Source organism: Mesorhizobium hawassense, from assembly GCF_003289945.1.
GTDB classification, from domain to species: domain Bacteria; phylum Pseudomonadota; class Alphaproteobacteria; order Rhizobiales; family Rhizobiaceae; genus Mesorhizobium; species Mesorhizobium hawassense.
Genome location: NZ_QMBP01000009.1, coordinates 289696 through 304330 on the forward strand (window position 1 = coordinate 289696; position 14635 = coordinate 304330).

General features: G+C 63.7%; 12 protein-coding genes. All 12 read right to left on the bottom strand.

Annotated elements, in window-relative coordinates:
- Nucleotides 1-62: 62 nt before the first annotated feature.
- The gene (locus DPM33_RS20150) at nucleotides 63-1013 is read right to left on the bottom strand and encodes an ABC transporter substrate-binding protein (protein WP_112099173.1); all 951 of its coding nucleotides are present in this window, start codon (nucleotides 1011-1013) and stop codon (nucleotides 63-65) included.
- A 127-nt stretch (nucleotides 1014-1140) separates the two neighbouring features.
- Complete coding sequence (locus DPM33_RS20155) at nucleotides 1141-1983, bottom strand: DUF1194 domain-containing protein (RefSeq protein WP_112099174.1); 843 nt, start codon at nucleotides 1981-1983, stop codon at nucleotides 1141-1143.
- Between the two features lie 76 nt (nucleotides 1984-2059).
- Nucleotides 2060-3001 (bottom strand): phosphoribosylaminoimidazolesuccinocarboxamide synthase, encoded by a 942-nt coding sequence (locus DPM33_RS20160; RefSeq protein WP_112099175.1) that lies wholly within the window; start codon nucleotides 2999-3001, stop codon nucleotides 2060-2062.
- A 98-nt stretch (nucleotides 3002-3099) separates the two neighbouring features.
- Entirely contained in the window at nucleotides 3100-3918 is an 819-nt protein-coding gene (locus DPM33_RS20165) for a site-2 protease family protein (RefSeq protein WP_146770293.1), read from the bottom strand.
- Nucleotides 3919-4025: 107 nt separating this feature from the next.
- Nucleotides 4026-6587, bottom strand: coding sequence for a GcvT family protein (locus DPM33_RS20175; protein WP_112099178.1), 2562 nt, complete (start codon nucleotides 6585-6587; stop codon nucleotides 4026-4028).
- 135 nt (nucleotides 6588-6722) lie between these two features.
- Nucleotides 6723-7475: an FkbM family methyltransferase gene (locus DPM33_RS20180; protein WP_112099179.1), complete on the bottom strand. Its 753-nt coding sequence runs from the start codon at nucleotides 7473-7475 to the stop codon at nucleotides 6723-6725.
- A complete protein-coding gene (locus DPM33_RS20185; protein WP_112099180.1) occupies nucleotides 7472-8704 on the bottom strand; it encodes a hypothetical protein in 1233 nt (410 codons plus the stop codon). Before DPM33_RS20185 ends, DPM33_RS20180 begins: the two co-directional genes overlap by 4 nt.
- A gap of 12 nt (nucleotides 8705-8716) precedes the next feature.
- Nucleotides 8717-10192 carry an aspartate aminotransferase family protein gene (locus DPM33_RS20190; protein WP_112099181.1) on the bottom strand — a complete coding sequence of 492 codons (1476 nt, stop codon included), beginning with the start codon at nucleotides 10190-10192 and terminating at the stop codon, nucleotides 8717-8719.
- Between the two features lie 24 nt (nucleotides 10193-10216).
- Nucleotides 10217-11224 carry an NAD-dependent epimerase/dehydratase family protein gene (locus DPM33_RS20195; protein WP_112099182.1) on the bottom strand — a complete coding sequence of 336 codons (1008 nt, stop codon included), beginning with the start codon at nucleotides 11222-11224 and terminating at the stop codon, nucleotides 10217-10219.
- Nucleotides 11221-11655, bottom strand: coding sequence for an EamA family transporter (locus DPM33_RS20200; RefSeq protein ID WP_112099183.1), 435 nt, complete (start codon nucleotides 11653-11655; stop codon nucleotides 11221-11223). The genes DPM33_RS20195 and DPM33_RS20200 overlap by 4 nt, the downstream gene beginning before the upstream one ends.
- Before the next feature lie 122 nt (nucleotides 11656-11777).
- On the bottom strand, nucleotides 11778-13130 hold the full coding sequence (locus DPM33_RS20205) for an FAD-binding oxidoreductase (RefSeq protein WP_112099184.1): 1353 nt from the start codon (nucleotides 13128-13130) through the stop codon (nucleotides 11778-11780).
- Entirely contained in the window at nucleotides 13130-14563 is a 1434-nt protein-coding gene (locus DPM33_RS20210; RefSeq protein ID WP_112099185.1) for a UbiA family prenyltransferase, read from the bottom strand. Before DPM33_RS20210 ends, DPM33_RS20205 begins: the two co-directional genes overlap by 1 nt.
- Nucleotides 14564-14635 lie beyond the last annotated feature (72 nt).

Here is a 14635-nt window from a genome sequence, read left to right on the forward strand (position 1 = left end):
TCAGGCCCTGTCCTTGAGAGAACGGATCGGCGGCCTTGCGCCGCCGATCGCATGATGCGCGATCAGTTGGCCACCGCGCTGGTGTCGGCAAGCGTCGTCACATCCGGGACTTCCTTGATCAGCCCCATCTGCAGCAAAAGGTCCGCCGCCGTCTTGGAGAAATCCTGGAATTCCTTGGTGAAGAACTGCTTGTTCTCCGCCTTGTCGGCCCATTTCAGGTACTTGGCCGAATCCTCGAACTCCTTGGCCGACTGCTTCACGTCGGCGCCCATAATCTCGTAGGATTTCTGCGGATCCTTCTTGATCAGGTCGAGCGCGTCGAAATAGCTGTCGGCGAGCGCCTTGGCGGCATCGGGATTGGCCTTGAGGAAGTCCGGCGTGCAGCCGACGGTATCCAGCACCATCGGGTAGTCGAGGGTCGTCGCCAGGATATGGCCCTGGTCGGCCTTGTCGCGCACCGCCGAAATGAACGGCTCGTAGGTTACGGCGGCATCGTTCTGGCCGGCCAGGAAGGCCTGCGCCGCCGCATCCGGCTCCAGATTGACGACTGTGACGTCCTTGGTCGACATGCCGTTCTTGTTGAGCACCCAGGCGAGCAGGAAATAGGGTGACGTTCCAGGCGCCGACGAGGCGACATTCTTGCCCTTGAGGTCGGCGACGGACTTGATGTCGTTGCGCACGACGATGCCATCGGCGCCGTAGGATTTGTCGAGCTGGAAGATCTGCTTGGTGGTGACGCCGCTGGCGTTCCACACCATCCAGGTCTCAACCGTGGTCGCCGCGCATTGCAGGTCGCCGCTGGCAATCGCCAGCGGGCGGCTCGCCTGCGGCACTTTCTTCAGCGTGACGTCGAGCCCGTGCTTTTCGAAAAGCCCGGCCTGCTTGGCCAAGGTCAGCGGCGCGAAGCCTGTCCAGCCGCTGATGCCGATGGTGAGCGACGTGGCGGCCATCGCCGGCGCCGACAATGCGGCGGCGGCCATCATCGCGGCCGCGAAAATGGTGGTTCTTTTCATCGTGGTTCCCCTGTTTTTTTGGTGGAGTACAATTGTCTCACAGAGGCCCCAAGGCTTGTCAATGAACCGACGTTTCAACGAAACGTCATCCTGATCGGATGTAAGCTCAAGCCAGCTTCTCCAACCCTCAAGGCGTGCCCCAGCCGCGGTTGCGCCACATCTTCTCGCCGGCCTGGCAGTCGGTGGCCGGCTTGTCGTCAGCCAGCACCACCGGCGGATGCGCAGCTTCTTCCGCCGCCCATTGCGGCGAAGCGGAACCGGCAAGCTCGAGCACAAGCTTGCGGCGAATCGCTTCGGGAAACTGCGTCCAGTCATTGACCGGGATCATGAAGGCGCCTGGACCGCCGATGACGCAGTCGCTGTAATAGCGGTCGAGATTGTCGACGTCGAAAGCGCCGCCGATCCCGCCTCGCGTCATCAGCGGCAACCCGTTGATGGTGATGCCCTGCCTGACCACCTCGTCGCGCGTGAGATTGACGGGCACGCCCTGGTTGTTGGGCCCGTCGCCGGAAACGTCGATGACGCGCTTGGTGCCCTGAAAACCGCTCTCGGCGAAGAGATCGCTGCCGAAGGCCAGCGCGCCGGAGATCGAGGTGCGACGGGCGCTGTCCGGCGGGCGCGCATCGAGCTGCGCGACGAACCCTTCGGCGTCGGCGCGGTTGGCGATCACCGTCCACGGCACGATGACGCGCTGCCAGGTCGTGCCGGCCCATTCGACATAGGTAACGGCGATCTTGCCGTAAGCGCCGTCGGCGATGGCCTTCAGCACGTTGTCATGCGTCAGCGCCGCAGCGTAACCGTGACGCTGGATCTCCAGTTCGGTCGGCGACATGGATAGCGAAACATCGACCGCCAGCACCAGTTCGACATCGACGGGTTCGGCGGGAAAAGCTGCCGGTGTCAACCAAAGCGCCAGCGCCAAAGCGGCGCTGCCTGGGACGATATGCCTGGCGCGGGCATAAGCAGACATGGGCGAAGGTTAAGCGAAAATCGCCGCGCGCAAAAGCCGGAATTCCCTGGCGCCGGATGTCCGCCGGCGCAGGACCTCAAAAATACCGCGCCAGATTTGAGCGGATACGATCCAGCACCGTGTCTCCGGAAAGGTCGGGCACGAATTTTGCGCCGGTGATCTCTTCATAGGCCTGGATATAGACCGCCGAGGTCTGGTTGACGATCTCGTCGGGAATTTGCGGGATCGGGTCCTTGTAGGGATCGCACCGCGCCGACACCCAGGAGCGGATAAAATCCTTGTCGAAACTCCGCGGCCGCCCGCCGCTTGCGAACGCCTCGTCGTAACTCGCCGCGATCCAGTAGCGGCTGCTGTCGGGCGTGTGAATCTCGTCCGCGAGCACGATTGTGCCGTCCGGCGCGGTGCCGAATTCATACTTGGTGTCGGCCAGGATCAGGCAGCGCTCGGCGGCGCGCTGCTGGCCGCGGGCGAACAATTGCAGCGCATAGCGCGATACGGTGTCCCACTGCGCCTGCGTGAGCAGCCCCTGGTCGATGATCTCGGCTTCCGACAGCGGCTCGTCATGGCCCCCGCTTGCAGCCTTGCTCGTCGGCGTGATGATCGCTTCCGGCAGTTTTTCATTGTCGCTCAGCCCATCGGGAAAAGTGTGGCCGTAAAAGCTCCGCTCGCCTTTCCGGTACTTGGTCAGGATTGAGGTGCTGGTGGTCCCCGCCAGATAGCCGCGCACGACCATCTCGACCGGCAGCATGTCGAGCCGCTTGCCGACGACGACATTCGGATCGGGATATTCCAGCACATGGTTGGGGCAGATGTCGGCGGTTTCCTCGAACCAGTAGCGAGCGGTCTGGGTGAGGACCTCTCCCTTGAACGGGATCGAGGCCAGGATGATGTCGAATGCGCTTAGGCGGTCGGTGGCGATGATGATGCGCCGCCCGTCCGGCAGATCGTAGTTCTCGCGCACCTTGCCATTGTAGCGATTGGGCAGTTCGGGAATGAAGGCGTCGGACAGGATGCGCATGGTGCTGCTTTCGCGATCTGGTGATGAGGGCCACATAAGCCATTGGCCTCGCGCGCATCAAGCCTAAGCTTCGGTTGTTCAGGCTCTTTGACCGCGGATCACTTCTTGACGGGCCATCCGCCTTTGCCGCGCCATTCCACATCGGCGGGAGCGGCCGGTGGAGGCTGCGGGACGGGCTTCTTGCGGCCGCTGGCGCGAAACACCCGCCAGTTTGGCCCGAAGGACGGCGGAATCCAGATCAGGAATCCGGCTATCGCGGCGGGCAGGATGACGGCGAAACGCAGGATCGAAAGGACGACGCCGCAGAAGCCGACGATCCGTGCGGCTGTGTCCGCGCCCAAGCGCGGCGCCAGCAGATGCCTGGCGATCGCTCCGCCATCGAGCGGATAGGCCGGCAAAAGGTTGAGAATGGCCAGAACCGCATTCACCAGCGCGCCAAGCCAAAGCGTCCACTCCAGAAGTGTGTCCGGTCTTGGCAACGGTGAACTGAAAAGGCCATCCGGCTCGACCGGCAACAAGGGCCCGGAAAAAAGGCAATACGAAGCGGCAAAACCCGCCGCCAGGACAATGTTTACCAGCGGTCCGGCGAAGGAGATCCATGCCCAACCATGCGGCGTGGCCAGGCCGGGCTTGAACCAGGCAATTCCGCCGAAGAAATAGAGCTCTATCCGTGCGGTGCCGATGCCTTGCCGCCGCGCGGCCCGGACATGGCCAAGCTCATGCAGGAACACCGACACGAACAAAAGCACGGCGAATATGACGGTGTGGATCAGGGCCTGCTGGGGGCGCCTCGACCATTCATGCAGGAACGGGAGGATGGCTGGAATGGCAAAGGTCCAGCTGACATGAACGGGAATGTCCCCCTTCATCCTGAAGACGAACGCGTCGCTCTTCCTGTCCCAGCCGAACCGTTGCAAACGTGCCCACTCCGCCCGGCGCAACGCTATTCGAGAATCTCAGCGCACGCAAAAGCAAAAAGCCCGACCGAAGCCGGGCTTTCACATGGCGCTTCGCCTCGCGGTCCTCAGCCTCTCGGCTTGAGGTTCTCCGGATCGTAGAGCGGCTTGTAGCCGACGCCGGCAACCTCGACCGGATAGGTCTCGCCGAAATATTCCACATTGAGCTTGCGGCCCTCCTGGGCATAGGCCCAGGGCAGATAGGCGAGCGCGATGTTCTTGCCGATGGTCGGACCGTAGGCGACCGAGGTGGTGAAGGAGCGGCGGCCGAGCTCGTCGACCAGCGTCTCGCCGGTCGCGGGATCCTGCACCGGCATGATGCCGACCGGATAGCGCGCGACACCCTTGGCGTCCTTGTTCTCGGTTATCACCAGCGTGCACAGCATCGCCGGCTGGTGCTCGCGGGCGCGATATTCCACGTGCTTGGCCTTGCCGCAGAAGTCGTTCTCCTTGACCTTCGGGCGGGCGAGATCGGCCTCGAGCAGATTGTATTCGGTCAAGAGATCGGCGTTCTGCAGCCGCAGGCTCTTTTCCATGCGGCGCGTGTTGGCATAGGTCTCGACGCCGAAAGGCATGATGCCGGTCGAGCGCAGCGCGTCCCAGACGGCGAGCCCGTCCTCGTAGCGCATATGCAGTTCCCAGCCCTGCTCGCCGACATAGGAGATGCGGAAGGCGGTCACGTCCTTGCCGCCGATCTTGATCGGCTTGATCGCGGCAAACGGGAAATTCTCGACTGAAAGGCCATCCGGATTCTCGACGACCTTCTGCAGGGTCGCGCGGGCGTTCGGCCCCCAGATTCCGATGGTGACGTATTTCTCGGTCACATCGGTGACGGTGGCGTCGAAGCCCTTGTCCTGCGCGGTGCGCTGCATGTAGCGGAAGTCGCGCGGGCCGGCATCGGCGCCGTCGATCACGCGGCAGCGGTCGGCCATGCGGATGACGGTGAAGTCGGCCCGCACCATGCCTTCCTCGTCGAGGAAGTGGGTGTAGATGCCCTTGCCGATATTGTTGTCGCCGCCGATCTTGGCCGCGCACAGCCATTCCAAAAGCTCGACATGGTCGGGCCCTTCGACGTCGTACATCGAGAAATGCGACAGGTTGACGATGCCGCAATCCTCGCTCATCGCAAGGTGCTCGGCATTGGAGACACGCCAGAAATGGCGGTTGTCCCACTCGTTCTCGCGCACGGGAACCCGGTTGCCATACTTCTCCAGCAGATGCTCGTTGGCGGCATAGCCGTGGGCGCGCTCCCAGCCGCCCAGTTCCATGAAGTAGCCGCCGAGTTCCTTCTCTCGCTCCCAGAACGGCGAACGGCGGATGTTGCGGCCTTTCGAGAACGGCTCGCGCGGATGGACGGCCGGGTTGTAGACCTTCATCGCCGTCTCGGTGCAGCGATCCCAGATGAACTGCTCCTGCGTCTGGTGCGGATAGAAACGCGAATAGTCGATGGCGTGATGGTCGATCTCGGTGCGGCCGTCGGTCATCCAGTCGGCGATCAGCTTGCCCATGCCCGGGCCGTCCTTGACCCAGATGGCGACGGCGTACCACAGGCCCCTCACCCTTTGGCTTTCGCCCATCGACGGGCCGCCGTCGGTGGTCACCTGCAGCAGCCCGTTGAAGGAATGGCCTTCATTGTAGCCGAGTTCGCCGAGGATCGGCGTCAACTCCATGGCGCGCTCCAGCGGCGCCATGATCTGCTCCATGTCGACGTCGCGCTGCGACGGCGACAGCCGCGCCTGGTCCTTTTGGAGCAGATCGCGCGGATGGCACAGACGCGGGTTGTTTTCCTCGTAATAGCCCCATTCGATCTGCCCGCCCTCGGCGGTCTTCGGATCGCCGGTGTCGCGCATATAGGCCGAGTTGCCCTGGTCGCGCAGCAGCGGCCAGCCGATTTCCTTGCCGGTGCCGGCAAACTCGTTGTACGGGCCGAAGAAGGTGAGCGGATGGTCGATCGGCATGACCGGGAGGTCCTCGCCGACCAGAGCCGCGGTGAGCCGACCCCAGATGCCGGTGCAGACAACCACATAGTCGGCCTCGATCGTGCCGCGCTCGGTCACCACGCCCTTGATGCGGCCGTTCTCGACGATCAGCGACTTGGCCGAGGTGTTGGCGAATGCCTGGAGCTTACCGGCGGCGACACCCTGGTCCACCAGCTTGCCGGCCACCGTCTGCGAACGCGGGATGACGAGACCGGCATCCGGGTCCCACAGGCCGCCCTGCACCAGATGCTCCTCGATCAACGGGAACTTTTCCTTGATCTCGGCCGGCTCGATCAGCCGCGCGCGGGTGCCGAAAGACTTGGCCGAGGCGATCTTGCGCCTGATCTCGTCCATGCGGGCATCGTCGCCGACGCGGGCCACTTCCAGGCCGCCGACGCGGGCGTAGTGGCCCATCTTCTCATAGAAATCGATGGAATAGAGCGTCGTCCAGCACGACAGGAAATCGTGGCTGGTCGTATAGCAGAAGTCCGAGGCATGCGCCGTCGAGCCGATATCGGTCGGGATGCCCGACTTGTCGATGCCGACGATGTCGTCCCAGCCGCGTTCGATCAGGTGATGGGCGACCGACGCGCCAACGATACCGCCCAGACCGACGATGACGACCTTCGCCTTTTTCGGAAACTCTGCCATTGCCCGCGACTCCAAAGGGATAGACGGGCGCGTTTGCGCGCCCTTCGAATGGCGCACAATATGCAGAGGACGCGGATCGGGCTACCGCCTGTTTGCGACACGCCACAGGTGCGGCGCGACCCGACGATTTCGTCCTCAGGCGAAGGCCCAGATGTCCTCGGCCTGGAAGCCGACCTGGTAGCCGGCGGTCTTTAGCTTGACCACGACCTGGCCGATCTCGGCGGCCGGCAGCGCGCCGACCTCGATCTTGATCATGCCCGGCCGATAGCGCTGGAGATCGAGCTGCTCGAACACCATCCAGTCGGCGCCTTCGCAGTCGACCAGGAAAGCGTCGATATGGTTGATGCCGTTGCGGTCGAGCAGTGTCTGCAAGGCCTCCGACGGCACCTCGATGTCCTTCAGATGTGGCGCGAACTTGTTGAAATTGGCGTCCGCCTCGCCCCAGGCATTCTTGCCCGACATCAGATTGGTGTCGGTGACCGATGAGCAGCCGATAAACTCGATCGGCAGCGTACCGGATTCGAGCGCGGCGGCGTCGAAAGTGTGGACGGTGATCGTGCCTTTAGTCCTGGTCACCGCCACCGGTTCGATGATGAAGCGGTTGGCATCCGGGTAATTGGCCCGCAGTCGCCTCTGATTGTAGGGGATCGGCTCGACCAGCATGGCGCGCGCGCCGCGGATGCTGTGCAGCCACGGCGTCACGTCGTCGAACAGCGCGCCGTCGCAGGCGCCGACATTGACCATCTGGAACGGCCGGCCGCCGAAGCGCGCCTTGAGCGCCGCCTTGGCAAGGAATTTCGTGCCGTGCAGCGCTGGCCCGCGATCGAGCAAGCCCGCAGGCAGGCCGAGCGACAGGAGAATGCGCGTGAGGCTGGACAGCGAGCTCATGACTTGTCTCCGGGAACGGCCTGCGGCGCGGCGCGGCGACCGCCCTGGCTTGCCGCTGCCCACAATGCCATCAGTGGCGCGGCGAGCAACAGGAAGGGCGGCAGAAGGTTGGGGAAGTAGATGCGGGTGTCGTGGATCGGGAAGACGGTGAACTTCGCCAGCACGCCGAGCACCAGCGCCGCAAGCAGGATGCCGGCGCGGCGATCCAGCCGGAAGCCGGCGCGGCTTAAGCCATACCATCCGGCCAGCGCCAAAACCGAGACGCCGACCCAGCTGTTGACGCTGATCGCGCGCACCACCGAAGCGGCGAAGGCCTTCAGATAGGCCGCCACCGAGAAGACCGGTTCGAACCCGTCCATGTTGTAATGCTGCTCGATGCTGGAAAACCACAGATGCGGCCACCAGCCGGGATGCTGCGCCCAATGCGAGATGGCGAAATAGGCGACGAAGGACGCCGCGAAGCCGGCCAGCGCACCCCATGCCCTCTCTCGGAAAGCAACAAGCAGCACCGCGAAGATAGCGAGGAAGACGATGTTGTCGGGCCTAGCCATGAAGGCGAGGAAGAGCAGGACCGCCGTCGACACCTCGCGCTTGCGCACATAGGCGAAGGCGCCGCCAAGGAACAGCGCTGAGCACAGCAGGTCAGGCGTCGAGGCGCGCGCCGCGCCGCCGAAATCGGCCATGATCAGAATGGCGCCGACGACGGGCGCCAGCGCCAACGCGCCTTCCGCGCGCAGCCAGGAGAGCGTGATAACCCCAAACAGGAGCACGGAGACCACTTGCACCAGCCGCATCGCCTCGACCGGCGAGACGACGTGGCTGAGGCTCGACAGGACTTCCGCATAGAGGAACTTGATCCGGTACATGCCGAGCAGCGAATGGAAGTCGGCGGCATTCTCCGCCATATGGCTGCGGAAGCCGCCGCCGTCGTCGGTCAGCGTCTGGTAATCGGCAGCCGACACGCCGGCCTTGACCGTGCCGTAGGCATAGTCATGCAGCGCCTGCGGATCGGGATGGGTGCCTTCCTCGGCGATCGCCAGGTAGGCCAGCATGTCCCAATTGGCGTCGGGCATGAACCAGGCGGTCGCCGCGGTGAGCAGGATGTAGAGCGAGAACGCAATCGCCCCGATCGATGCGGCCCATTTCGCGTAAGCCCCCTCGCCCCACGCCAGGCCGGCGCCGGTCAACCGTTCCAGCGGATTGGTCGGAGCGGACGGCCTGGTCAGCATCCTCAGCGGCCTCTATTTACCAACCTGGCTTTTCACGAAATCCTTCACGATCGCCACGATGCCGCGCGACAGAAGGCTATCGAAGGCGTCGACGAAGCGGTCGACATGCTCGCGCTGGCAGATCAGCGGCGGCTCGAGCCGGATGACGTTGCGGTTGTATTCGGTGAACGCGACGAGCACGTCGTAGTCGCGCAGAAGCAGCGAACCGACGAAGCCCGACAGCGAGCCCTTGAGCTTGTCGTCGAGCACGCTCACCACCGGCCGCAGCACCATCGGCAGGGTCTGCGAGAAATCGTGGAACTCGAGCCCGATCATGAAGCCTTTGCCGCGCACGTCCTTTATGATCTTCGGGTATTTTTCCTTCAGCGCCTGCAGACGCTGCAAAAGGTATTCGCCGGTCGAGGCGGCGTTGTCGATCAGCCCTTCGTCATAGAGCACGTTGATGCCCTCGATCGCGGTGACGCAGGCCTCGCCCATGCCGCCGAAGGTGGCCATGGCATGGATCATCGCCGTCTTCGGCGTGCCATAGGCCTTCATATAGACGTCGCGCCTGGCGATCATCGCGCCGACCGCCGCCTTGCCGGCGCCCAGCGACTTCGCCAGCGCCGTCACATCCGGCACCACGCCATAATGCTCGAAGGCATAGAAGCGGCCCGAGCGGCCATAGCCGCACTGCACCTCGTCAGCCACCCACAGCACGCCATGCCGGTCGCAAAGCGCGCGCAGCTTCTGCCAGTACTCAGTCGGCGCCTGGATGATGCCGCCGCCGCCCTGGATGGTTTCGAGCACGATGACGCCGATCTCCGGATCGCTCTTGAACAGGCGCTCGACGGCGTCGATGTCGGCGAAGGGAACGCGCACGACATTGTCGGCCACCTTGAAGTCGGCTCGGTAGAGCTGGCCGTCGGTGATCGCCAGCACGCCCTTGGTCTTGCCGTGGAAGGAATTCTCGGCATAGACGATTTTCGGCCGCTTCGGGCCTGCGGCGCGCTCGGCGAGCTTCACCGCCGCTTCCATCGCTTCCGAACCGGACGAGCCGAGGAACACCATGTCGAGGTCGCCGGGCGAGCACTTGGCGATGTTGTGGGCGAGCGCCGCCGCATATTGCGACATGAAGGCGATGGCGATCTCCTGGCGCTTCTCCTCCTGGAATTTCCGGCGGGCTTCCAGGATGCGCGGATGGTTGTGACCGAAGGCCAGCGAACCAAAACCGCCGAAGAAGTCGAGGATCTTGCGGCCGTTCTGGTCGACATAGAACATGCCCTCGGCGCGCTCGATCTTGACCTTGTGGAAGCCGAGCAGCTTCATGAAATGCAGCTGTCCAGGATTGAGATGCGCCTTGAACAGGTCGGTGATGCGGGCGACGTCCATCGCCTTGGCTTGCTCGACGCTGATCAGGTCGGGCTTGGCGATGGAAGCGGGCGAAAGCGCCGGCGCGTCGACCAGCGTGCGCGCGCCCGTATGTTCCGGCTTGGCCATGACGGTCATCTGAAAAATCTCCCCTTCGTCGCCCTATTCGGCAGGCACGTGTTCGGTGGCGACGGCGTGGCCGTCCTTCTTGGCGCGGTATTCGCTGTAGGCGGCGATCAGCATGTCCTCGTCGCGATATTGCGGCACCCAGCCGAGCTGGCGCTCGGCCTTGGACACGTCGAGGACGCATTCCTCGTCGGCGATCAAATACTGCTCCGGATCCATGATCGGCATGTTCAACCGGTCGAGCAGATCGAGTGTGCGCTTGACCGCCCAACCCGGCGTCGGCAGCAGGATCGACTTCGACCCGGCATGGCGGATCAGGTCGCCGAGCAGTTTTTTCACCGGCGGCGGATTGAGCGAGCCGAGATTGTAGGCCTCGTTCGGCACGCCGGCCTTCCAGGCCGCGCGGGCGGCTTCCGCGCAGTCGAACACCGAGATGAACTGATAGGGATTCCGGCCCGAGCCGATCATCGGCACCGGCAGGTTCCAGTCGATCAGCTTGAACAGTTTCTCCAGGATGCCGAGCCGGCCGGGTCCGATGATCAGGCGCGGCCTGAACAGCGAGATCGACATGCCGCGCTTGCGCCATTCGGCGGCGAGCTCCTCGGTCTTCAGCTTCGACAACCCATACTCGCCAAGCGGCGAGACCGGATGGTCCTCGGTCATCGGCAGCACTACCGTGTGGCCGTAGATCATGTCGGTCGTGTAGTGGACGAGCCTCTGCGCGCCTGCCTTGTCCATTGACTGGATGATGTTCTCGGTACCGTGAAAATTCACCGGGAAGAAGAAATCATGCCGCTTGGCGCGCACCTGGATCGGCGACAGCATCTTGGCCGACAAATTGTAGACCACGTCGTCGGCCTTGAACCCGACCTTCGCGACCGAGGCGGGATCGGTCACGTCGCATGTGATGAAGCGCACCGAACGGTAATGCGGCAAGTCGCTCTTTACGATATCGGCGACGACGACGTTCTCGCCGTCGGCCACGAGCTTGGGGGCAAGGTGACGGCCGACGAAACCGTCGCCGCCGAAAATCACATGTCTCATCGAACGATCTCGCTTGTGCCGATCTTGTCGGGCCTGATGGAGGCGGTCTGGTCCTCGTGCCCGCGTCCACTTTGCGCGATCAGGATGGTGCCGACGCAGATGCAGGCGATGCCGGCGATGCGCCAGCCATTGAGGTCCTCGCGAAAGACGAAATAGGCAAAGATCGCCACGGCGACATAGGCGAGGCTGAGGAACGGATAGGCGAAGCTGAGCTCGACCTTGGACAGCACATAGAGGTGCGACGCCATCGAGATGACGAAGGTGCACAAGCCGAGGAAAACCCAAGGGCTGAACACGATCTGCAACAGCCTGACGAGCGGATTGACGCCTTCGAAAGAGATCGGTCCCATCGACATCATCCCCTGCTTCAGCATCAGCTGCGCCGCCGCATTGGTCATGACCGTGAAGAGAATGAAGATTATGTATTTCATTGTTGCCACCCGCCCCTTGAGCGGTCCTATTACAAACCTGCAAATATTTCGTGAAGCCGCGATAGTCTTTTGAGCAGATCGGAATTTAACGCTTCGCTTACCGTGATTTACTCAATTCTTATCTATTCGGCGGCCTCAGTACTCCCTTGTCCGATATCCATTCTCTTGGCCGTCCGCGCCCAGAAGCCCGACTGGAAAGCCGGGTCGCGAAGCGCCTCCAGCCGCTGCCATTGCGGGAACGACGCGGCGAACGTCTCGGGGCTCATTCTGGCGTCCTTGTAGGGGTTGACCGCCCCGCCCGCCTCGACCGTGATGCGGTCGAGTTCGGCGAGCAGCCGCAGCGTCCTTTCGCCCCGGTTGGCGAAATCGAGAGTCAGCGTGTAGCCGGGCCGAGGGAACGACAGCAGCGCCGGCGAGCCGACATCGCCGAAGCGCTTGAGCACAGTCAGGAACGATCCCTGCCCCGCTTGTCGCGCCGCCTCGAGCAATGCAGGCACGGTGTGGCGGGCATTCTGTTCCGGCACCACGCTCTGGTGCTGGAAAAGCCCGCGCGGCCCGTAGAGCCGATTCCAGTCGCGGACGCCGTCGAGCGGAAAGAAGAAACCCTGATAACCCACCTGGCGCGGGACCGAAGACTTGCCCTTTTTCCAGCGGTAGGCCGCGTTGAAGACGGTGAGGAACGGCCGGTTCAGCACATTGAATGGCGGCTGCACCGGTACCGAAAGCCGGCTGCCGGCGTTCGCGGCGGCGTGCGAGCCGTGCTCGGCATGATTGCCGGTGAACAAAAGACCACGCCCACGGCCATGGCCGCCGGCAAGCTGGTCGATCCAGGCGACGGCATATTCATTGGCCTGGTCGGCCGCCTCGGCAAGATCGAAGAATTCGCCGAGGTCGCGAAACGGCGTCGCCCTCTCCATTATGTCGAGCGACGGCACGCGCATCAGCTTGATCGACGCCGACAGGATCAGCCCGGTCAGCCCCATGCCGCCGATCGTCGCCTTGAACAGCCGGACATTGTCGGTCTCGGAGCAGCGATAGGTTCGACCGTCCGACCGAAGCAGCGTAAAAGACTCGACATGGCAGCCGAAGGTGCCGCGCCGATGGTGGCTCTTGCCGTGCACGTCATTGGCGATCGCGCCGCCCAGCGTCACGAACTGCGTGCCCGGAACCACGGCCGGAAAGAAGCCGTAGGGCGCGGCGTGCGCGATGATGTCGCAAAGCATCACGCCGGCGTCGGCCTCGACCACGCCGGTCTCGGGATTGAAGGAACGGATGCGGTTGAGCGGCCGCATGTCGACCACCATGCCGGCATCGTTCTGGCAGCTGTCGCCATAGGAGCGGCCATTGCCGTAGCCGAGCAGCGATCCGGCTTTCGCCTCGCCACGCTTCAGCAAGGCGATCGCCTCATCCGCCGCGATCGCCTTGCGCGCCGGCGGGGTCGCCCGTCCGAAGCTGCCGAAGCGCCTGTCTCCCATCACCAGCCCCCGGCGACGAGGAAGACGGCGCCGATGGCGACGACGATCTGGCTGCGCCAGTCGCGGATGATGAAGACGACCGGATCGTCATGCATCTCGTCGCGGCGCGCGAGAATCCAGACCCGCATCGTCAGATAGAGCACGATCGGTGCCAGCGGCCATATCAGCCACGGATGTGGATAGAGCACCCGCACCGCCGGACTGTCCATATAGAGCGCCAGCACCAGCGCCGAGGAGAAGGCCGAAGCCATGCCGGCCTGGGCGACGATCTCCTGGTCCTCGGTGCGGTAGCCGCGGCCGGCAATGCGCTCGCCCGGCGGAATGGCCGTTGTGCGCAGCTCGACGAAGCGCTTCACCAGCGCCAAGGACAGGAAGAAGAAGATCGAGAAGGCGAGCAGCCAGAACGACACGTCGACGCCGGTGGCGGCGGCACCCGCCAGCACGCGGATCGTGTAGAGGCCGGCAAGCGTCAGCACGTCGACCAGAAGCATGCGCTTGAACGACAGCGAATAGGCGGTGGTGACCGCCATGTAGCCGGCAAGCACGCCCAGGAATTCGATCGGAAGGAAGAGGCTCGCGGCGATGCCAATCGCGAGCAGCACGGCGATCGCGCCAAGGCCGAACGGGATCGACAACGCGCCGCTGGCGAAGGGCCGGTTGCGCTTTGTCGGATGCTTGCGGTCGAGCGCGAGGTCGAAGAAATCGTTGAGAATGTAGATGGCGGACGCCACGGCGCTGAAGGAGGCGAATGCCAGCAGGCATTCCCAGATCATGTTCGGGTTGAAGTATTCGTGCGACAGCACCATCGGCACCGCGATCAGCGAGTTCTTCAGCCACTGATGCATGCGCAGCATCTTGACGTAGGTCCGAAGCGTCGGCTTCGGCGCCGGCATGGCCTCGGCTTGATGCGCCGCCTGCCAGCGCCGGGCGCTTCGGTCGGGCGCCACGACCAGCGCGTTGCGCGCGGCGTCGAACACTTTGAGGTCGTGGCGGCTGTTGCCGGCATAGTCGAAGCCGGCATCGCCATAGGCGGCGACCAGCGCGGCGCACTTCCTGCCCGCGGTCATGTTGTGCGGGCCGTCGGTTGCCAGAACGTGATCGAAAATGCCGAGATACGCCGCGATCGCTTCGGCGAATTTGCGCGGCGTTCCCGTCGCCAGCACGATCTTGCGGCCCTCCCGGTGCTCGGTCCGCAACCGCTCTAGCAGGTCTTGACGGTAAGGCAGCGAGGTCGGATCGATGTCGACGCGTCTGGCGATCTCCTGCTTCAGCCGCGCCGCGCCGCCGGTCAGCCAGAGCGGCAGCAGAAAGAGATAGAGCGGATTCTTCTTGAGGAGGATGAACAGGCCTTCCCACAGAAGGTCGGTTGCAATCAGCGTGCCGTCGAGATCGACCGCAAGCGCAATTGCGTTCCTGTCCGACCTCGCGTCCATTGTCCTGCCCCGATCGGGCGCAGAATCCCGAAAATCCGATCTCGGAAAGGATCACGCGCCAATTCAACCCAC

Coding starts and splice junctions, on each gene's coding strand:
- DPM33_RS20150 (WP_112099173.1), bottom strand. CDS start 1,013: ATGAAAAGAACCACCATTTTCGCGGCCGCGATGATGGCCGCCGCCGCA.
- DPM33_RS20155 (WP_112099174.1), bottom strand. CDS start 1,983: ATGTCTGCTTATGCCCGCGCCAGGCATATCGTCCCAGGCAGCGCCGCT.
- DPM33_RS20160 (WP_112099175.1), bottom strand. CDS start 3,001: ATGCGCATCCTGTCCGACGCCTTCATTCCCGAACTGCCCAATCGCTAC.
- DPM33_RS20175 (WP_112099178.1), bottom strand. CDS start 6,587: ATGGCAGAGTTTCCGAAAAAGGCGAAGGTCGTCATCGTCGGTCTGGGC.
- DPM33_RS20180 (WP_112099179.1), bottom strand. CDS start 7,475: ATGAGCTCGCTGTCCAGCCTCACGCGCATTCTCCTGTCGCTCGGCCTG.
- DPM33_RS20185 (WP_112099180.1), bottom strand. CDS start 8,704: ATGCTGACCAGGCCGTCCGCTCCGACCAATCCGCTGGAACGGTTGACC.
- DPM33_RS20190 (WP_112099181.1), bottom strand. CDS start 10,192: ATGACCGTCATGGCCAAGCCGGAACATACGGGCGCGCGCACGCTGGTC.
- DPM33_RS20195 (WP_112099182.1), bottom strand. CDS start 11,224: ATGAGACATGTGATTTTCGGCGGCGACGGTTTCGTCGGCCGTCACCTT.
- DPM33_RS20200 (WP_112099183.1), bottom strand. CDS start 11,655: ATGAAATACATAATCTTCATTCTCTTCACGGTCATGACCAATGCGGCG.
- DPM33_RS20205 (WP_112099184.1), bottom strand. CDS start 13,130: ATGGGAGACAGGCGCTTCGGCAGCTTCGGACGGGCGACCCCGCCGGCG.
- DPM33_RS20210 (WP_112099185.1), bottom strand. CDS start 14,563: ATGGACGCGAGGTCGGACAGGAACGCAATTGCGCTTGCGGTCGATCTC.